This is a genomic window from Rhodococcus (subgen. Prescottella) equi (assembly GCF_003013675.1).
In the GTDB taxonomy this organism is placed as follows: domain Bacteria; phylum Actinomycetota; class Actinomycetes; order Mycobacteriales; family Mycobacteriaceae; genus Prescottella; species Prescottella equi.
In genome coordinates this window covers 3,397,426-3,416,303 of the sequence record NZ_CP027793.1, presented here as the reverse complement: position 1 = coordinate 3,416,303, position 18,878 = coordinate 3,397,426, and the positions used below count along the sequence as shown (strand labels likewise).

The 18,878-nt window shown below is 69.2% G+C and carries 16 protein-coding genes; 6 read left to right on the top strand and 10 right to left on the bottom strand.

Going from position 1 to position 18,878, the window contains the following annotated elements; genetic code table 11:
- The first annotated feature begins 79 nt into the window (after positions 1-79).
- Entirely contained in the window at positions 80-1,222 is a 1,143-nt protein-coding gene (locus C7H75_RS15965) for an alpha/beta hydrolase family protein (protein ID WP_041674312.1), read from the top strand.
- Here C7H75_RS15965 and C7H75_RS26000 read toward each other — a convergent pair.
- The gene (locus tag C7H75_RS26000; RefSeq protein WP_233281779.1) at positions 1,138-1,530 is read right to left on the bottom strand and encodes a TetR/AcrR family transcriptional regulator; all 393 of its coding nucleotides are present in this window, start codon (positions 1,528-1,530) and stop codon (positions 1,138-1,140) included. The genes C7H75_RS15965 and C7H75_RS26000 overlap by 85 nt on opposite strands.
- Before the next feature lie 149 nt (positions 1,531-1,679).
- Here C7H75_RS26000 and ettA point away from each other — a divergent pair, with 149 nt between their 5' ends.
- The 5 genes from ettA to C7H75_RS15935 all read left to right on the top strand — a co-directional run bounded on the left by ettA (position 1,680) and on the right by C7H75_RS15935 (position 9,904).
- A complete protein-coding gene (gene ettA / locus C7H75_RS15955; RefSeq protein WP_022596787.1) occupies positions 1,680-3,353 on the top strand; it encodes an energy-dependent translational throttle protein EttA in 1,674 nt (557 codons plus the stop codon).
- 4 nt (positions 3,354-3,357) lie between these two features.
- On the top strand, positions 3,358-3,780 hold the full coding sequence (locus C7H75_RS15950; protein WP_005512189.1) for an acyl-CoA thioesterase: 423 nt from the start codon (positions 3,358-3,360) through the stop codon (positions 3,778-3,780).
- Between the two features lie 121 nt (positions 3,781-3,901).
- On the top strand, positions 3,902-8,767 hold the full coding sequence (locus C7H75_RS15945; RefSeq protein ID WP_106851582.1) for an NAD-glutamate dehydrogenase: 4,866 nt from the start codon (positions 3,902-3,904) through the stop codon (positions 8,765-8,767).
- Positions 8,764-9,231: an acyl-CoA thioesterase gene (locus C7H75_RS15940; RefSeq protein WP_005512191.1), complete on the top strand. Its 468-nt coding sequence runs from the start codon at positions 8,764-8,766 to the stop codon at positions 9,229-9,231. Before C7H75_RS15945 ends, C7H75_RS15940 begins: the two co-directional genes overlap by 4 nt.
- Positions 9,224-9,904, top strand: coding sequence for a DUF8010 domain-containing protein (locus C7H75_RS15935; protein WP_106851581.1), 681 nt, complete (start codon positions 9,224-9,226; stop codon positions 9,902-9,904). The genes C7H75_RS15940 and C7H75_RS15935 overlap by 8 nt, the downstream gene beginning before the upstream one ends.
- Positions 9,905-9,911: 7 nt before the next feature.
- Here C7H75_RS15935 and C7H75_RS15930 read toward each other — a convergent pair whose 3' ends face one another.
- The 9 genes from C7H75_RS15930 to C7H75_RS15890 form a co-directional block, all read right to left on the bottom strand.
- On the bottom strand, positions 9,912-10,439 hold the full coding sequence (locus C7H75_RS15930; RefSeq protein ID WP_022596784.1) for an FAS1-like dehydratase domain-containing protein: 528 nt from the start codon (positions 10,437-10,439) through the stop codon (positions 9,912-9,914).
- Between the two features lie 78 nt (positions 10,440-10,517).
- Entirely contained in the window at positions 10,518-11,099 is a 582-nt protein-coding gene (locus C7H75_RS15925; RefSeq protein ID WP_064078113.1) for a TetR/AcrR family transcriptional regulator, read from the bottom strand.
- A 2-nt stretch (positions 11,100-11,101) separates the two neighbouring features.
- Positions 11,102-12,334, bottom strand: coding sequence for a cytochrome P450 (locus C7H75_RS15920; RefSeq protein WP_106851580.1), 1,233 nt, complete (start codon positions 12,332-12,334; stop codon positions 11,102-11,104).
- Between the two features lie 58 nt (positions 12,335-12,392).
- Positions 12,393-13,334 carry a 3-carboxyethylcatechol 2,3-dioxygenase gene (locus C7H75_RS15915; RefSeq protein WP_005512200.1) on the bottom strand — a complete coding sequence of 314 codons (942 nt, stop codon included), beginning with the start codon at positions 13,332-13,334 and terminating at the stop codon, positions 12,393-12,395.
- A gap of 16 nt (positions 13,335-13,350) precedes the next feature.
- A complete protein-coding gene (locus tag C7H75_RS15910) occupies positions 13,351-14,214 on the bottom strand; it encodes an alpha/beta fold hydrolase (protein WP_106851579.1) in 864 nt (287 codons plus the stop codon).
- An 11-nt stretch (positions 14,215-14,225) separates the two neighbouring features.
- Positions 14,226-15,950, bottom strand: a complete 1,725-nt coding sequence (mhpA, locus tag C7H75_RS15905; protein WP_106851578.1) for a bifunctional 3-(3-hydroxy-phenyl)propionate/3-hydroxycinnamic acid hydroxylase MhpA — start codon at positions 15,948-15,950, stop codon at positions 14,226-14,228.
- Between the two features lie 206 nt (positions 15,951-16,156).
- Positions 16,157-16,870, bottom strand: a complete 714-nt coding sequence (locus C7H75_RS15900; RefSeq protein ID WP_106851577.1) for an IclR family transcriptional regulator — start codon at positions 16,868-16,870, stop codon at positions 16,157-16,159.
- Positions 16,871-16,957: 87 nt separating this feature from the next.
- Positions 16,958-18,094, bottom strand: coding sequence for an esterase-like activity of phytase family protein (locus C7H75_RS15895; RefSeq protein WP_081186734.1), 1,137 nt, complete (start codon positions 18,092-18,094; stop codon positions 16,958-16,960).
- 6 nt (positions 18,095-18,100) lie between these two features.
- Complete coding sequence (locus C7H75_RS15890) at positions 18,101-18,874, bottom strand: SDR family oxidoreductase (RefSeq protein WP_005512210.1); 774 nt, start codon at positions 18,872-18,874, stop codon at positions 18,101-18,103.
- Positions 18,875-18,878 lie beyond the last annotated feature (4 nt).

The window sequence follows — 18,878 nt, the reverse complement described above, 5'->3', positions numbered from 1 at the left end:
CGCCGGGCGAACCATCCGGTGGTCTGCGACAGTGACTGCGGCCCAGGCCGAACGGAAACGAAAACCCGAGGGAGCGAACATGCGTCGATCGATCGGTGAGTCACTGCGTCGCGCGACCGCGGTCGGGGCGGCGTTCGCCCTCACCGCGCTGGTGCCGGCCGTGGCGTCGGCGGGCGGTGCACCCGCCGACGCCACGGCGGGGAAAGTGCAGTCCGTCGAGGCTCTGCCGGCAGGGCTCGGACTGCCCGGCGCCGCGCGGGAGTACCGGATCACGTACATCACGCGCGATGCGGTCGGGCGTCCAGCGGAGAGCTCCGGAGTGGTCTTCGTCCCGCAGGGCACTCCGCCCGAGGGTGGGTGGCCGGTGTTGTCGTGGGCGCACGGCACGGTGGGTCTGGGCGACGCGTGCGCGCCCTCGCGGAATCCGCGCAGCCAGCGCGACGCGAACTATCTGGGCCATTGGCTGTCCCAGGGGTACGCCGTCGTGGCGACCGACTACATCGGGCTCGGCACCCCGGGCGTCCATCCCTATCTCCAAGGAGCCTCCGAGGCGACCGCGGTGATCGACATGGTGCGCGCGGGCCGGGCCGTGGTGCCGGAGCTGTCACCGCGGTGGATGACGATCGGGCAGTCGCAGGGCGGGCACGCGGCGCTGTTCACCGCGCACGACGCGACTCGCTATGCACCCGAACTCGACTTCCGCGGCGCCGTCACCACCGGCGCGCCGTCGAACCTCGAGACGGCGTTCTCGATCGGCGGACCGTGGATTCCGCCCCTCGGACTGGACGGGCTGACGGTGTTCGCGACGTACATTTTCGCCGGGATGCGCGCGACCATGCCGCAGGTCGACGTCGACAGCTACCTCACCCCGCGCGGCAAGGAACTCGTCGACGCGGCCGAGACCCTGTGCTACGACGAACAGTCCGAGGCAGTGAAGGGCGTGTCGGTGGGCGAGTTGCTGACCAGATCGCTCGGCGAACCCGCGATGCATGCCGCCATGACCGAGTATCTGGGCGTGCCCACCACCGGTTACGACCGGCCGCTGTTCATCGCGCAGGGGCTGCTCGACACCGTGGTCCCGGCACCGCTGTCGTTCAAGCTCATCGCCGACCTGCGGCTGGCCGGCGTCGACGCCACCTACATGACGTACCCGACCAACCATGACGGGACGATGGCCGCGTCGCTGCCGGACTCGACGCCGTTCGTCCGGCAGCGCCTGTGACCGGTCGACGAGCGGTGAGAGAAGTTCGGGGGCAACCGGTTTGGTGCGGGTGGTGATCCTCGGATCGAACAAGGGATGGCCGTCCCCGGCGCAGAGCAGCGCGCCGCCGACTGTGTGGCCGCGAGCCGGGCGTCGACGTCGCCGAGCACCTCGACGGCGAGACCGGCGATCGCCTGTGAGACGAGATCCTCGCGCGTGCCGAAGATCGAGTACACCGTCTGCCGGGTGACACCCGCAGCGGCGGCCACGGCTGCGATGTCGACACCCTCGAACCCGGCGCTGCCGATCAATCCGAGCGTGGCGTCCAAGATCTTCTTCCGCGACCGCACCGCGTCTTTATCGGGTACCGGTCGCGCACGCGGGAGGGGTGCGGGACGGGCGCGGTAGGCTGGCGGTCGAGTCGTACGTTCTCGCAGCCGGTGAGCTGCGCTTTTCCAGTCCAGATTGGAGCCTTTGGGTGGCTGAGTTCATTTACACGATGAAAAAGGTGCGCAAGGCGCATGGTGACAAGGTCATTCTCGACGACGTCACCATGAGCTTCTACCCGGGCGCCAAGATCGGTGTGGTGGGCCCGAACGGCGCCGGTAAGTCGAGCATCCTGAAGATCATGGCCGGTCTGGACCAGCCGTCGAACGGCGAGGCCTTCCTCGACCCCGAGGCGACGGTCGGCATCCTGCTGCAGGAGCCGCCGCTCAACGAGGAGAAGACGGTCAAGCAGAACGTCGAGGAGGGCCTCGGCGAGATCAAGGTCAAGCTCGACCGGTTCAACGAGATCGCCGAACTCATGGCGACCGACTACTCGGACGAGCTGATGGAGGAGATGGGCAAGCTCCAGGAGGAGCTCGACCACGCCGACGCGTGGGACCTCGACTCGCAGCTCGAGCAGGCGATGGACGCGCTGCGGTGCCCGCCGGCCGACGAGCCCGTCACGCACCTGTCCGGCGGTGAGCGTCGCCGCGTCGCGCTGTGCAAGCTGCTGCTGAGCAAGCCCGACCTGCTGCTGCTCGACGAGCCCACCAACCACCTCGACGCCGAGTCGGTGCTGTGGCTCGAGCAGTTCCTCGCGAGCTACCCCGGCGCCGTCCTCGCCGTCACCCACGACCGCTACTTCCTCGACCACGTCGCCCAGTGGATCTGCGAGGTCGACCGCGGCAAGCTGCACCCGTACGAGGGCAACTACTCCACCTACCTGGAGAAGAAGGCCGAGCGCCTCGAGGTCCAGGGTAAGAAGGACCAGAAGCTGCAGAAGCGGCTCAAGGAGGAGCTCGCCTGGGTCCGCTCCGGCGCCAAGGCCCGCCAGACCAAGAACAAGGCCCGCCTCGACCGGTACGAGGAGATGGCCGCGGAGGCCGAGAAGCACCGCAAGCTGGACTTCGAGGAGATCCAGATCCCGACGCCGCCGCGCCTGGGCAACGTCGTCGTCGAGGTCGACCACCTCGACAAGGGTTTCGAGAACCGGGTGCTCATCAAGGACCTGTCGTTCACGCTGCCCCGCAACGGCATCGTCGGTGTCATCGGCCCCAACGGTGTCGGCAAGACGACGCTGTTCAAGACCATCGTCGGTCTCGAGCAGCCGGACTCCGGCACGGTGAAGGTCGGCGACACGGTGAAGCTGAGCTACGTCGACCAGTCCCGCGCCAACATCGACCCCAAGAAGACGGTGTGGGAGGTCGTCTCCGACGGGCTCGACTTCATCGAGGTCGGCCAGAACGAGATGCCCTCGCGCGCGTACGTCTCCGCGTTCGGGTTCAAGGGACCGGACCAGCAGAAGCGGTCGGAGGTGCTCTCCGGTGGTGAGCGCAACCGTCTGAACCTGGCGCTGACCCTCAAGGAGGGCGGCAACCTGATCCTCCTCGACGAGCCGACCAACGACCTCGACGTCGAGACCCTCAGCTCGCTCGAGAACGCCCTGCAGCAGTTCCCGGGCTGCGCCGTCGTGATCTCCCACGACCGCTGGTTCCTGGACCGTACCTGCACGCACATCCTCGCGTGGGAGGGCAACGTCGAAGAGGGCAAGTGGTTCTGGTTCGAGGGCAACTTCGAGGCGTACGAGGCCAACAAGGTCGAGCGGCTGGGTGCCGATGCGGCGCGTCCGCACCGGGTCACCCACCGCAAGCTGACCCGCGACTGACCCCGTGTCGAACCAGGTCTACAGCTGCGACGTCCAGGTGCGTTGGGGCGATTCCGATCGCCTCGGACACGTCAACAACGCCCGCGTCGTGGAGTACATGCAGGAAGCGCGGTCGCTCTTCCTGACGGAGGGTGCGGCGTCGTCGGGCGCCGCACCCCGGGCCGTCGTCGTCCGCAAGATGGACGCCGAGTTCCTGCGCCCCATCACCGATGCCTCCGGCCCGGTCCGGGTGGAGGTGTCGGTGGTCCACGTCGGGACGTCGTCGTTCACGTTGCGGCACGTCGTCAAGGACATCGCCGGCACCGTCTGCGCCAAGGGCGACGCCGTCATGGTCGGCTTCGACGCGCGGGCGGAGACGTCACGTGTGCTCTCCGATGTCGAGCGCGAGGTGCTCGGCCGCTACCTGCCGGCCACGACGCCCGCGTAGCCCACGCGGGGGTCCGTCCGGGACCCGTCCGCACCGGCAGTTCCGGGCGACCCGGGGTCGCCGCGGTTAGGCTCGCCATTGAGCCAACCGCGGTGATCTCGAACAGGGACGGAGCGTCGCGATGACGGATTCTGTGGATACCGACTGGTCACTGACGCTGTCCTCGGACGTGCGGGCCGGTCTGGCGGACCTGAGGGCGGTGTATTTCCGTCACACGTCCGCCGGCGAACCCGACAGCGTTCTCGACCGGCATGCCGACGCGATCGTCCGGGAGCACGTGTTGCTCGCGGCGCGGCGCCTGCCGGGTGAAGCGGTCACCCGCGTCCACCGTCCGTCCGACGGCTCCGGCGTCGGGGCCGCACTGCAGATCGTCGCCGACGACATGCCGCTGCTCGTCGAGTCCGTCACCGCATTGCTGGGCCGACTCGATGCGTCGATCAGCGAGGTCGTCCATCCGATACTGGGTGTGCGCCGGGACGCCGACGGCATGCTGGAACAGATTCTCGCCGACGTCCCGATCCGCGACCTCCCGACCGATGCCCTCGCGGAGTCGTGGATGCACGTACAACTGCATCCTGCGACCGAGGACGAGATCCTCGACGAGCTCGAATCCTCCATCGCCGCGGTGCTCTCCGACGTGGGACAGGTCGTGGCGGACACCGATGCCATGCGCGGACTGCAACTCGCGGTCGCGGCCGAACTCGATGTCCGAGCGGAGAATCCGCCGCCCGGCCGGTCGGCCGACGAACTGCGAGACTGCGCGGACCTGCTGCGCTGGCTCGCCGACGGGCACTACACCGTGCTCGGCTATCGCCGCTACGAATGCGGAGACGACCACCGCACCCGGCGGATTCAGGAGAGCGGACTGGGTGTACTGCGGTCGGAAGCCCACGCCGACGAGCACATCAGGATCCCGCTCACGGTGGACATTCCGGATCGTCCGCTGTTGGTGTTGACGCAGGGCTCGGCGCCGGCCACGGTGCACCGGTCGGTGTATCCGTACTTCGTGGGTGTCAGCATCCTCGACGACGACGGTGCGATCGTCGGTGAGCATCGCTTCCTCGGGGTGTTCACGGTGACCGCAATGCACGAGAACGTCCTGGAGATTCCGGTGATCGCGCGTCGGGTGCGCACCGCGATCGAGCGCGCAGGTTTCGGTATCGACTCCTTCTCGGGCCAGGCGATGCTCGAGGTGGTGCAGTCGTTTCCGCGCACCGAACTGTTCTCGATCGACGCCGACGCGTTGCTCGAGACGATGACCGCGGTGCTCAACATCGGGCTGCGCCGGCAGATCCGACTGTTCATGCGCGAGGACAGCTTCGAACGGTTCGTCTCGTGTCTGGTGTACCTGCCGCGGGACCGCTACACCACCCGGGTGCGCCTGGCGATGCAGCAGATCCTGCTGGACGAGCTGGGCGGTGGATTACTCGACTACACCGCGCGGGTCTCGGAGGGAGACCTCGCGATGCTGCACGTGACGATCCGGAAGCCGCCCGGCTCACGCGACGGCCGCGTCGACACGTCGGAGGCCAATCGGCTCCGCATCCAGGGCCTGCTCGCCGAGGCGAGCCGCAGTTGGGACGACCATTTCGCGGACGCCGTGGCAGCCGATCCCGATGTGGATCCGGCCGTCGCCGCGAAGTATGCGGCCGAGCTCCCCGAGGCCTACAAGGAGGACTTCGACGCCGCGGAGGCGCTCGTCGACATCAGCCGCTTCGAGGGTCTCGACGCCAACTCGATCGACATGCGGATCCACCACGACTCGCCCGCTCCGGCGTGGCGGTGGCAGTTCGCGCTCTACTTCGTCGGCGACGGAATCTCGCTGTCCCACATACTTCCGGCGCTGCACAGCCTCGGTGTCGAGGTGCTCGACGAGCGTCCGTACGCGGTACGGCGTCCGGACGGCCTCCAGTGCTGGCTGTACGAGTTCGGGCTCGCGGTACCCCGGGAGCTGCTGGGTGACGCCGCCGCGGGGATCGGCGCGGACGGGCCCGGTGAACAGCTGCGCGATCGGCTCACCGAGGCGTTCGCCGCCATCTGGCACGGGCGGTGCGAGGCGGACCGGTTCAACGAGCTTGTGCTGCGCTCCGGGCTGGACTGGCGGCAGGTTTCGGTGCTGCGCGCCTACGTGAAGTACCTGCGCCAGGCGGGCTTCGCCTACAGCCAGGGGCACATCGAGTCGGTGGTACTTGCGCACCCCGAGGTGGCCCGCCTGCTCGTCGAACTGTTCGAGTCGATGTTCGACCCCGACGCCGCGTCGGCGCAGCGGTCGGAGTCCCTCGAGCACGACTTGCGCACGGCGATCGACACGGTCGTCAGCCTCGACGTCGACCGCATTCTGCGGGCGTTGTTCGGGCTCGTCCGTGCGACGTTGCGCACCAACTACTTCGTGCAGGGGGCCGACGGGCTATCGCGAGAGTTCCTCTCGCTCAAGTTCGAGCCCGCCCGCATCGCCGAACTGCCGAAGCCGCGCCCGCAGTTCGAGGTATTCGTGTACTCGCCGGAGGTCGAGGGCGTGCACCTGCGGTTCGGTCCGGTCGCGCGCGGCGGACTGCGCTGGTCGGACCGGCGCGAGGACTTCCGCACCGAAATCCTCGGCCTGGCCAAGGCGCAGGCGGTGAAGAACGCGGTGATCGTCCCGGTCGGTGCGAAGGGCGGTTTCGTCGTCAAGCAGTCGGTGGCGCCGACCGGTGATGCGGCCGTCGACCGCCAGGCGGTACGAGATCAGGGAGTGGCCTGCTATCGCAAGTTCATCTCCGGACTGCTCGACCTCACCGACAACGTCGACCGGGCGAGCGGCGCCGTGGTGCCGCCCGCGCGCGTTGTTCGGAGGGACGGGGACGACACGTACCTCGTCGTCGCGGCGGACAAGGGGACCGCGACCTTCTCCGACATCGCCAACGGCGTGGCCGCCGACTACGGGTTCTGGCTCGGCGACGCGTTCGCGTCCGGCGGCTCGGCCGGCTACGACCACAAGGAGATGGGCATCACCGCCCGGGGCGCCTGGGAGAGCGTCAAGCGCCACTTCCGGGAACTCGGGATCGACGTGGGCACAGACGATTTCACGGTGGCCGGAATCGGCGACATGAGCGGCGACGTGTTCGGGAACGGGATGCTGCTCAGCGAGCACATCCGGCTGGTCGCGGCATTCGACCACCGGCACATCTTCCTCGACCCGACGCCGGACGCGGCGCGCTCGTTCGCCGAGCGGCGGCGCATGTTCGCGTTGCCGCGCTCGTCGTGGGACGACTACGACCGCGCGCTGATCAGCGAAGGCGGCGGCGTGTACGCGCGGACCGCGAAATCGGTACCGGTGAGCCCACAGGTGCGGGCTGCGCTGGGACTCGGCGACGACGTGACCGAACTGTCGCCGCCGGATCTGGTCAAGGCCGTGTTGCAGGCGCCGGTCGACCTGTTGTGGAACGGCGGTATCGGCACCTACGTCAAAGCGGCGTCGGAGTCCGACGCGTCGGTGGGCGACAAGAGCAACGACGCGGTTCGCGTGCTCGGGGCCGACGTCCGTGCCCGCGTGGTCGGGGAGGGCGGCAACCTCGGTGTGACGCAGCTGGGACGAATCGAGTACGCGCTGCACGGGGGCAAGATCAACACCGACGCGATCGACAACTCGGCCGGTGTCGACTGCTCCGACCACGAGGTCAACATCAAGATCCTGCTCGACGCCGTCGTCAGCAGCGGTGAACTGCCGAGCGCGGACCGCGATCCTCTGCTCGCATCGATGACCGACGAAGTGGCCCGACTGGTGTTGGCGGACAACATCGCCCAGAACGACCAGCTCGGCATGTCCCGTGCCAGCGCGCCCCAGATGCTGGGGGTGCACCGTCGTCTGATCGCCACGCTCGTCACCCACCACGGGCTCGACCGCAAGCTCGAGGCGCTGCCCACCGAGGCCGAGTTCGGCCGACGGGCGCAGGCGGGCGGCGGGCTCACCTCTCCCGAGCTGGCGACGGTGATGGCGCACGCCAAACTCGCGCTGAAGCAGGACCTCCTCGCCACCGAACTGCCGGACAGCGACTTCTTCGCCGCTCGTCTGCCCGGTTACTTCCCGGAGCCGCTGCGCGATCGGTTCGGCGCGGCGATCCGCGGGCACTCGCTGCGTCGCGAGATCGTGGCCACGATGCTGGCGAACGAGGCGATCGACAACGGCGGCATCACGTACGCGTACCGGCTCGCGGAGGACGCGGGCGCGTCGAGCACCGACGCGATCCGCGCCTACGCCGCGGTGACCGAGATCTTCGAACTGCACGACGTGTGGTCGCGGGTCGGGACGGCCGACGTGCCGTCGGAGGTCTCGGATCTCCTCATGCTGCAGTCGCGGCGGGTGCTGGACCGCGCGTCGCGCTGGTTCCTGTCGAACCGGCCGCAGCCGATCGCGGTGGGTGCCGAGATCTCCCGCTACTCGAGTGAGTTCCGCAGGCTCGCGCCGAAGGTGCCGGGCTGGCTGCGCGGCCACCACGTCACCGATCTGGAACGCCGATCGCGGTCGGCGATCGCGGACGGCGCCCCGCGGGAACTCGCGCTCGAGGTGTACCGGCTGCTGGACCTGTTCTGTCTGCTCGACATCATCGACGTCGCCGACATCTGCGAGCGCGACGGCGAGGAGGTGGCGGAACTGTATTTCGCGCTGGACGCGCACCTGGGCATCGACTGGCTGCTCACCGCCGTGTCCGACCTCGCCCGCGGCGACCGGTGGCATTCGCTGGCCCGGCTGGCGCTGCGCGACGACCTGTACGGGTCGCTGCGCTCGCTCACCCTCGAAGTCCTCGTCGGCGGTGAACCGGACGAGACCCCCGAGGAGAAGATCGACTACTGGGAGTCCACGAACGCCTCACGACTCGCGCGATCGAGGTCCGCGCTGGCCGAGATCTTCGAGTCTGGAACGCTGGACCTTGCGACGCTGTCGGTGGCGGCGCGTCAGGTACGCAGCATGGTGCGGGGTGTGGGCACCAGATCGGAGGTCGGAAGGTGAGCGGTTCCCAGGAGACCGTGCACAACGGGAAGGCCGTCGGCGCGCAGCCGGTGGGATTCCATACACGGGTCGTGGTCCGGTGGTCGGACATGGACGCGTTCCAGCACATCAACCATGCGCGCATGGTGACGCTGCTCGAGGAGGCGCGGATCCCCTGGCTGTTCGAGGACGGGGCGCCGACGGTGACGTTGCGCGACGGCGCGGTGATCGCCGACCTACGGGTGCGGTATCGCGGGCAACTGCGTCACGAGGACAGCCCGCTCGACGTGCTGATGTGGGTGGAGCAGATTCGGGCTGTGGACTTCACGATCGCCTACGAGGTGCGTCCCGGGGGAGCGGCGCCGTCGACGCCGCCGTCGATCGTCGCGTCGACGCAGATCGCGGCCTTCGACATCGGGACGCAGCGGCTGCGGCGGCTGACCCCGTCCGAGCGCGGGTACCTGGAGTTGTGGAAGCGTGCGTGAGCGTGTCCTGACGATTCCCTCCGAAGCTGATCGCGCGGATCTCGCGATGTTCGTCGGGCGGGCGACCCGGCTCGACGAGGCCGCCGTCGTCCGGTTGAAGCGGAGAAGCGACGGACGAGTTTCGGTCTGGGCGCCAACGGGTTTCGATGCCCTGGCGACCCGTGTCGTGGCCGGCGACATCCGCCCTGCCGACACCACCGCTGCGGGGGACGAGCTATTGCGCGCGCTCGCCGGGGACGGCGGCGACATCGATCCGGGATTCGCGATGGATTCGGCGTGGCGCGGCGCCCTGCCGCCGGAGTCGGGCTTCGTGCATGTGGACGACGTCCCGGCCCGGGTTCTCCTCGATCTGGCGCAGCGCGGCGCCGCACTCGCCAAGGAACACGGCAGCGCGCAGGGGCCGCCGACATCGCTGCTCGAGCAGAAGGTTCTCGAGGTCGCGGGCGGTGGTACCGAGGTGGCGATCGCCATGCGAACGGTGTTCGCGCTCACCGGAATGGGATTCGTGCCGCTCGCCGACGGTAGCCCGGCCACCGCGGACACCGACGTCCACGCTATCGCCGAGACCGAGGTCGTGCGGGTACGGGCAACCCCGTCGTGGCTGCGCCTGGACGCGCGGTTCGGCTCGGTCTACGCCCGCCGTGCGGGTGCGATCCCGCTGTTCACGGCATAGGTCCGGGTCAGCGGGCCCCCACCAGTTCCGGTTCGGGACTCGCCGGCTCGGTGTTGGGGGTGAGCAGGATCGACGACAGCACGGTCGACCGCAGCTCTCCCGCGGCGGTGTGCAGGGTGGTCTCGGTGTCGAGGAACACCGCCCCGCCACGCTCACTGACACCGGTGACGGCCAGCGACGCGGTGAGGGCGTCACCGGCCAGGATCGGCGCCGCGAGTGTGATCTTCTCGTTCACGTGGATCGGAGTCTGCCGGCTCAGGTCGATTCCGGAGTCCGGATCGGTCAGCATGTCCCGGATCAGGGTTGCCGTCACCACCGCCGTGAAGGTGGGCGGGGCGACGATGTCCGCGTACCCGGCCTGCCGGGCGGCGTCGACGTCGTGGTGCGCCGGATCCGTCGCGAGAATCGCGCGGGCGAACTCGCGCACCTTCTCCCGTCCCACGACGTAGACGTCGGACGACCGGAGCACCAGGCCCGGCTCGATCACCCCGGGGACCGAGCCCTCACAGGTGGTGTTCCGCGTGCCCATCGACATGTGTGCTCCCTCGAGTCCCCGACCGACTTTCCGATCGTGTATCCGACGGTGCGAGGCGGAGCGTTACAGTGTGCGGCATCACACGGAAGGCAGCAGCACCGGTACCAGGAACTGCTCGACCATGGCCCGCTCGTCCGCGTCGTCGATCCCCGGCACCGTGAGGAGCGAGACGATCGCCCGCACCGACCAGCGCGCACGACGGGTGATCTCGGCGTCGTCGGCGTGCCGCACGTCGGCGAGGAAGGCGGTGCCGAGCACCTCGATCACCTCCGACGTGCTCGCGAGCTCGGAGGCCAGACCGGCGTCGCCCAGACCGAACCACGCTGCCAGCGTCGGCGTCGACCGGACCTCGCGGACCGCCATGAGCACGGCCTCGGTGACCCGCTCGCGCGGATCGGCGACGGCCGCGACGGCGCGGGCGATCCGATCACCGAGCCGCCGGGCCTCGCGGTGCACGAAGGCGCGGTGCAGTGCGCCGCGGTTCTCGAAGTACCGGTACAGCGTCGCCCGCGAGCAGCCCGCCGCCTTCGCGATGTCGGCCATGCCCGTCGTCGCGACACCGCGCTCGACGAACAACAGGGCCGCGGCGTCGAGGATCCTCCCGGCGGCCGCTTCGACTCGTTCGTCGCTCAGCCAGGTGCGGGATGTGCTGGAGGACATCGTCACCCGGCGCGGAACGGAACGTGGGTGGGGCGGCGCACGTAATTGCCGGCGGCGTACTCGACGCCGTCGATGTCGACGTCGAAATCGGGACAGCGAGCGAGCAGTTCCTCGAGCGCGACGCGGGCCTGCATCCGTGCGGCCGCTGCGCCGAGGCAGTGGTGGTTGCCGTGGCTGAACGTCATGATCTGCTTCGGGTTTCGCCGAACGTCGAGTTCCTCGGCGTTCTCGCCGAACGCGCGGGGATCGCGGTTCGCGGACCCGTAGACCAGCAGCACCTTGCGTCCTGCGGGGATGGTGGCGTCGTCGATCGTGACGTCGCACGTCGTGGTGCGCGCCAGCCCTTGGACCGGCGACGTCAGCCGCAGGAGCTCCTCGATCGCCCCCGGGATCAGCCCCGGGTCGGCGAGCAGCAGATCCCGCTGATCGCGGCGCAGAGTCAGTAGTTGCACTGCGCCGCCGAGCATTCCGGTGGTGGTGTCGTTGCCGCCGGTCACCATGGTGAACGCGAACCCGAGGATCGACAGCAGGCCGGTGACGTCGCCGTCCGCGCCGATGCCAGCGGCGACGAGGTGCGAGATGGTGTCGTCACCGGCGTTGCCCGCCTCGGCCTCGGCTTTGCGGCGTTCGATCAGACCACCGAAGTACGTCATCAGCTCGACCACTGCGGTCCGGGCCGCGAGGGGGTCACCCGTCGCGTTCGCGGCGACGATCGCATCGGTCCAGCCGTCGAACCGGCCGCGATCCTCCGGCGGCACACCCAGGTAGTGGGCCACGACCATGCTGGGCAGCGGCTTGAACAGCGCGGTGACGATGTCGCCCTCGCCGGCGGCGCGCAGGCCCTCGAGTCGTTCGACGACGAAGCGGCGCACCTCCGGTTCGACGGCCTCGACCTGGCGGGGAGTGAAACCGCGCGCGACGAGGCGACGGAACTGCGTGTGCACCGGCGGATCGAGCATCACCAGCGGCGGATTGTCGCGCAGCCCGATCTTGTCGAGCTCGCCGTACGTCATCGTCAGGCCCTCGGCCGACGAGAAAGTCTCGGCGTCACGCGCCGCGGTGTACACGTCCTCGTGCCGGGTGAGCACCCAGTAGTCGTCCTGCGGCGATCCGTCGGGCACGACATGGTGCACGGGGTCGTGATCGCGCAGCGCCGCGTACATGCCCCACGGATCCCGCCACGACTCGCCGGATCGGGGAACGTAGGACGCCTTGCCGGACATGGTCGTCGTCATGTCTCGACTGTGAGACAGATCACCGAACTTGTCAACCCTAGTCCGGAACGGGTGTGGGTCAGCGCGGGACGGCGGTGGTGACGGCGAAGCCCGCGATGTACTCCGGGATGGGCCGGTAGAACTCGTACGTCACGGCGTAGTCCCCGCACGCGTGCAGCGCCGAATATGCGGCCACCCAGGTGCGGACCTCGTGCGAGGAGTGTCCGGCGGCGGCATCCATGTCGTCGGCGGTGTAGCGGTCGAAGTCCTCCACACGTCCGGACCGGCAGACGTCGAGGAATCCGCGGTCCCAGTCCGGGTTGAGGTCCATGATGTCCGCCTCGCCGGCCGCGAACCGGCGCGCGGTGGCGATCGTGTTCGCCTGTCGCGCTGCGCGCGCCTCCGCTGTGGGATGTCTTCCCGCGGTGAGGAACTCACGCTGCGCATCGGTGGCCGTCGCGTACTGGGGTACCGGGGGATCGTGCGACAGGCCCCCCGAACCGATGAACAGCACCCGGCGGTCGGTGCCGCGGAAGTACTCGCCCACGGCCTGCCCGAACGCCCGCACCCGGGACATCGGGACGAACGGGCGGGCCACCGAGTTCACGAAGACCGGGAGAACCGGCCGGGCGGCGGCGTCACCGTCGTGGAGGATCTCCATCGGCTGCACCGCACCGTGATCGACCTCCATTCGCCGCGAGATCGCCAGATCGATGCCGCGGTCGATCACGAATTGCGCGAGGTCTTCGGCGATCTCCTCGGGGACGTCCAGCTCACCCGCGAACGAGTCGTAGTCACCGGTGCCGTGCGCGCGGTAGCCGAGGCAGAACGGCGGCATCAGGTCGTAGAAGAACCCGTTGAAGTGGTCCGGGCCGAAGTTCACCACCAGGTCCGGATCGAAGTCGCGAACGAACGTCCGCGCGTGCTCGAACGCACCCTGCACCGACGCGACGACGTCGGCCGGCGGGTCGGCGTGGTCGAGCAGTGGGCTGTGGGACATGCACAGCAGTGCCTGTGGCATGACGATCCTCCCCCGATCAGCGCTGGGTGTCGGCGTGGCGGGCGAGGTAGCTGCCGACGACCTCGTTGAACTCGGCTGCGCGCTCGACCTGGGACCAGTGGCCGCACTGGCTGAAGATGTGCGCGTCGGCGTGGGGGATCACGTTGAGCAGCTCCCACGTCCGCGACACCGGGATCACGACGTCCTGGACGCCGTGGACGAGCAGGACCGGGATGTCGAGGCGGGCGAGGTCCTCGAAGTCCAGCGGCAGGGCGTGGCGGTCCCGGTCGCGGGCGGCGACGACGTCGGCCAGCCGGTCGGAGGCGGTGTCGTTGAGGGCCGACTGGTAGCGCAGCGACACCAACTCGTCGGTGACCAGCGACTTGTCGACCACGAACATCTCGAGGGTCTTGCGGATGCCGTCCTCGGTGAGCGTCGGATTCGAATGCGCGGCAAGCGCTCCCGTCAGTTTGGCGCCGCCGGTGCCCATCGACACGATGCCGAGGAGCCGGTCGGGGAAGTCGATCGCGAACTGGAAGGCCAGCCAACCGCCGAGGGAGTTGCCGACGATCCACGTCTTCTCGATGCCGAGCGCGTCCAGGACGCGCACCGCGTGGCGGACCCATTCCTTGATGCCGTACGCAGTGCCGTCGGCGACGACGGACTGCCCGTAGCCGATCGAGTCGATCGCGATGCAGCGCCCGTAGCGGCTCAGTTCGGGGAGGTTGAGCCACCAGTTCGCGGCCGCGGTGACGCCGGTGCCGGAGCCGTGCAGGAACAGGATCGGGGTGCCCTCACCGAGGTCGTGGTAGTGCGTGAGCTCGCCGGCGGCGGTCTCGAGCCACTTGTCCTCGAGCCCGAAGAAGGCGTCGGTCGTGTAGTCGGGGGTCGGGACGGACATGGAAATCTCCTTCAGTTGGCGAGCGACGGCTGGGCGGTGACGGACGCGGGTCGGCCGGTGAACGACATCGCCGCCAGGATGGCGTCGAGGGTGGCGGGAGCGTGCTGGGCCAGGCAGGCGCCGGCCACGAACCGGTCCGGGCGCAGGAAGATGATCGGGGTGGGCCGGTCGTCGAACCACTTCTTCACTGCGCCGGTGTGATCACCGAGGACGACGACGTCGTCGTCCATGTACTTCTCGGCCCACTCGCGCTGGGTCTCCGGAACGATCGCGACCAGTCGGGCACCCAGCACGGCGAGCTTGTCGAGCGATTCCTGCGGCAACAGATCGCGCGGGTTGTTGCCCCACACCAGCACCGACCACCAGTTGCCGATCGCGTCGTCGAGCAGAACGTCGGTGGCTCCTCGGGTGGTCACCCGTGGCTGGGGGAACTGCACGCCGACCGGGGACACGGTGCTGTTGGCGGTTCGGACCGGGACCAGTCTGCTGGTCAGGCGGGCCGCGGCCCGGCCGGACGCCTGCGTCGTGGGATCGGCGAGCACCCCGCGGGTGTAGCGCGGCATGGGCTTGAAGCGCATGTCCGCGAAGTAGCTCTTCACCTGGGGGAAGAGGTTCAGTGCGGACGACGCGGCGTCGCGCAGGGCGGCGGCCGCCGGGTTGGTGATCTTGATGAACCTGCCGAACGTGAGCGACAGGTCGACCATCGCCTGCGCGTGCTCCTTGCGCTCGTCGGTGTAGGTGTCGAGGAGGTCGTCCCCGGCCTGTCCGGACAGCACCGCTGCCAGCTTCCAGCCGAGGTTGGTCGCGTCGCGCATGCCGGAGTTCCAGCCCTGGCCCATCCACACCGGCATCAGATGTGCGGCGTCGCCGGCGACGATCTGGCGCCCCTTCCGGAAGCTCGACGCCACCCGGCCGTGGTGCGTGAAGACCCGGCGGCGGATGAACTCGAGCTTCGACGGATCCGGAACATGCTCGGCGAGAAGCTGATCGACGAAGGCCGGGTCGGTCACCTGCTCCTCGGTCTCGCCGTCGAGGAGCATGAACTCCCAGCGGCGCACTGCGTGCGGCAGACCGATCGAGACGTACGGTCGCTTGGGATCGGCGCCGAGGAACACGTTCGGCGTGCCGAGTGGATCGTTGTTCACGTCCACGACGAGCCATCGCGTGGACGGCGACTCACCCTCGAAGGTGACGCCCAGGCGCTTGCGCGTCGGCGACTTGCCGCCCTCGCAGCCCACCAGGTAGCGGGCCCGGAAGCGGTGCTCCTCGACCGTGCCGTCGCGTCCGGTGACGTGAGCGATCGCGGTGACCGACTCGGTGTCCTCCTCGACGGTCTCGACCTGGTGGCCGAACAGGACACGGACGTCGTCGAACCGCGAAAGTCCTTCGTACAGTGCGCGATCCACCTCGGGCTGGATGAATCCGTGCTTGCGCTCCCACCCGAACTCCACGGTCTGCGGATTGTTGACCAGGATCACCTTCCCGGCGCCGTTGACCAGCCGCATGATGTGCTGCGGATTGGTGTGCGGGCGCACGGAATCGACCAGGTCGACGGTCTGGATCGTCCGGAAGGACTCGTCGTCGAGCCCGACGCCGCGCGGGTAGTCGATGAGGTCGTCGAGGGCCTCGAGCACGGTCACCGACCGGCCGTACATGCCGAGGATGTTCGCGAGCATCAGGCCGACGGGCCCGGCGCCGACGATGATCACGTCACTGTCGTGGTGGGTGGTGTTCATAGGTTCCTCACTGCGGTTGCGCCGGCCCGGGGTTCGAGTGTGCGAATAGCGCGTCTTGATGACCGTTAGTTGCACATCGATACGCACTATGTGAACACGGACACGCCGCCCCTCGCAAGCCCACGTGGCTGTCACCCTGCAGAACGCACGAAACCCGCACCGAACGGGTCGGTGCGGGTCTCTCGTCCGGAAATCGGGCCGTCAGGTCAGGTGGTGTACCGGCGCAACTGCGCCACGGCCTCGAGGGTTGCGTCCACGGATCCTTCGATGAGTTCCTTCGATGCGCTGATGATGGTGAGGCAGGCCGCCGGTTCGTTCTCGACCTGGGCGAGGGGGGCGCCCAGGCCCCAGTAGCCGGGTTCGACCTCGCCGAAGCTGATGACGTAGCCGGTCCGGCGTCCCTCGGTCACCCGGGAATCCTCTCCGGGGCGCGGGGGGAGTGCGGAGAGCAGGGCGTACCCTGCGGCACCGCGATCGAGAGGGTGGCGGCCGCCCTGGCGGAACGAGACCCGGACCGTCGAGTTCGCGGGCTCGGTGACCACCACGGCGACGGCGTCGTCGGCCTCCGCCACGAACAATGCGACGCTTGCGCCGAGGCGGTCGGCGAGATTCTGCATGAGCGGCGTCGCGACCTCACGCAGACCGGAGTAGACCTCGCGGCCGAGCGCGGCCAGACCGCCCGCGGCGCGGTAGCGGCCGTCCGGTCCGCGGCTGATGAGGCGCCGGTCGGCGATGGTGGCCAGCAGTCGGGTCGCGATGCTGCGGTGCACACCCAGTCGATCCGCGACATCCTGGATGGTCAGTCCACTCGCGGAGTTCGCAACGAGTTCGAGCGCGTGCAGGCCGCGGGCGAGCGTCTGCGTCCCGGCCGCGCGAGTGGGCGCGGGGGTGGTCTGCGGGTTCGGATCGGTGTCGGCCACGGGCTCACCCTATGCCGCAGTGTGTGCACAATGTGCACACGCGGGGTGCGGCGATCGACGACGCGGTCGCCGCACCCCCCCGCGCGGTCAGCGCGAGACCGACAGCAGATGGAACGTGGTGCGTCCGGCGAGGCCGAAGTTGTCGTCGGCGACCACGACCAGCGAACGGGAGCCGTCGGGCAGGCGGGGTCCCCACGTGATGCCCTCGATGCAATCGGAATCTTCGGCGACGGTGGCGAAGTCGAACACGAGCTCCTTGCGCATCACGCGCTCGGCGCCGGTGAGAGCGGGCACGTCCTGCACGTCGTCGGCGCCGTCGATGGTCGTGCGGTAGATCTTCCCGGTGAAGCCCAGGCCCGGGATCAGCGTGCGCTCGAGGGTCAGGTAGGCGTCGTCGCCGGCCGCGAGGATCTCGGCGACTCCGGTGGCCTGCGCCATGCCGCCGGGCGGGACCGCGTCCACCGGGTACACGTACTCGCCGAGGTCGGCCCCCGTCGCGCGATCGAGAACCACCAGCCGAGACGGCGACGGGCCGTCGAGCGACGCGGCCGGACCGTCCTGGACCAGCGCGTTCTCGGACACCGCCACGACGCGGGAACCGTCGTGCGACAGGGTCATCGCCTCGAAACCGAGGTTGTCGCGGATCCCCGACACGAGCGCACCGTCCAGGTCGAGACGTGGTGCGAAATGCTCCGGCAGCGGCACGTCCCTCAGGAAGATGCCGTCGGAGGACGTTTCCCGGACGAAGCCGGGCCGGCCGGTTCTCGACTCGCCTTCGCTGGTGTAGATGTAGCCGCCGCGATCGGGCAACCACCGCACGGACTCGGTGTCGGCGGTGCGCGGCGCGTACGGCGCGCCGTCGACGTCCCGCAGGTGCACCACCTCGTCGAACCGGGCGGTGGTGAGGCGGCCGTCCTCGAGCGGGAGGTCCAGGGTGTACAGGCGGACCGGACCCTGCTCGCCGCGATTGTCGCTGATCGCGACGAACTCGCCCGACGCCTCGTCGAAGTCGATGCCCGACAGCCCGCCCACGCGGGAGCCGCCGAACTCGAGACCGGCGGGCAACGTGATCGCGTTGACATAGTCGACGCGCGGCGGGGGAGTGGCACCGGCGAGGGAACCGGCGTCCACCGACCCGGCACCGAGGGATCCGGCGCCGGGCAGCAGTCCGCCCAGCCCTGCGAGCGCCACCGCGCCGGCCGCGAACAGGTGCGCAGTGGCCATCTTTTCCTACTGTCCCATCACGTATTTCACGGTCGGACCGGCGGTCCAGCCGCCGTCGACGGCGATCTCGGCGCCGGTGACGTACGACGCCGCGTCCGACAGCAGGTAGGTCACCGCGCCGGCGATCTCGTCTGCCTCGCCGACCCGTCCCATCGGGGTGTTGGGGTAGTTGCCTTCCCCTTGCTGGATGCCGACGCCCGCGGTCATCGGCGTGTACGTCATGCCCGGGTGAACCGAGTTGACGCGGATCCGGTCGGTGCCGAGTTCGACGGCGGCGATCTTCGACAGGCCTCGCACGCCCCACTTCGACGCCCCGTAGCCGGCGGTGAGCGCGAGCCCCATCAGGCCGGCAGCGGACGAGATGTTCACGATCGACCCGCCGCCCGCGGACCGCATGGGGGCGATGACGGCCTGGATGCCGTTGAACACTCCGACGAGGTTGATGTCGAGGACCTGCCGGAAGTGCTCGAGCGGCTCGTGCTCGATGTACTGGCCGGTCGATACTCCCGCGTTGTTCACCAGGCCGGTCAGCGACCCGAACTCGGCGACCGTGAACTCGACGGCGGACCGCCACGCGTCGGCGTCCGTGACGTCCAGGTGGACGTAGCGGGCGGCGTCGCCCAGTTCGGCGGCGGTGGTGCGGCCGTCGTCGTCGAGGACGTCCGCGATCACCACCTTGCCTCCGCCCTCGACGATTCGGCGCGCGAATGCAGCGCCGAGGCCACGGGCGCCGCCCGTGACGAGAACGACCTTGTCGGACAGCATTGCCGATTCACTCATGGCT

Coding starts and splice junctions, on each gene's coding strand:
- C7H75_RS15895 (WP_081186734.1), bottom strand. CDS start 18,094: ATGGCCACTGCGCACCTGTTCGCGGCCGGCGCGGTGGCGCTCGCAGGG.
- C7H75_RS15920 (WP_106851580.1), bottom strand. CDS start 12,334: ATGACGACGACCATGTCCGGCAAGGCGTCCTACGTTCCCCGATCCGGC.
- C7H75_RS15930 (WP_022596784.1), bottom strand. CDS start 10,439: ATGTCGATGGGCACGCGGAACACCACCTGTGAGGGCTCGGTCCCCGGG.
- mhpA (WP_106851578.1), bottom strand. CDS start 15,950: ATGAACACCACCCACCACGACAGTGACGTGATCATCGTCGGCGCCGGG.
- C7H75_RS15890 (WP_005512210.1), bottom strand. CDS start 18,874: ATGAGTGAATCGGCAATGCTGTCCGACAAGGTCGTTCTCGTCACGGGC.
- C7H75_RS15915 (WP_005512200.1), bottom strand. CDS start 13,334: ATGCCACAGGCACTGCTGTGCATGTCCCACAGCCCACTGCTCGACCAC.
- C7H75_RS15965 (WP_041674312.1), top strand. CDS start 80: ATGCGTCGATCGATCGGTGAGTCACTGCGTCGCGCGACCGCGGTCGGG.
- C7H75_RS15945 (WP_106851582.1), top strand. CDS start 3,902: ATGACGGATTCTGTGGATACCGACTGGTCACTGACGCTGTCCTCGGAC.
- C7H75_RS15910 (WP_106851579.1), bottom strand. CDS start 14,214: ATGTCCGTCCCGACCCCCGACTACACGACCGACGCCTTCTTCGGGCTC.
- C7H75_RS15925 (WP_064078113.1), bottom strand. CDS start 11,099: ATGTCCTCCAGCACATCCCGCACCTGGCTGAGCGACGAACGAGTCGAA.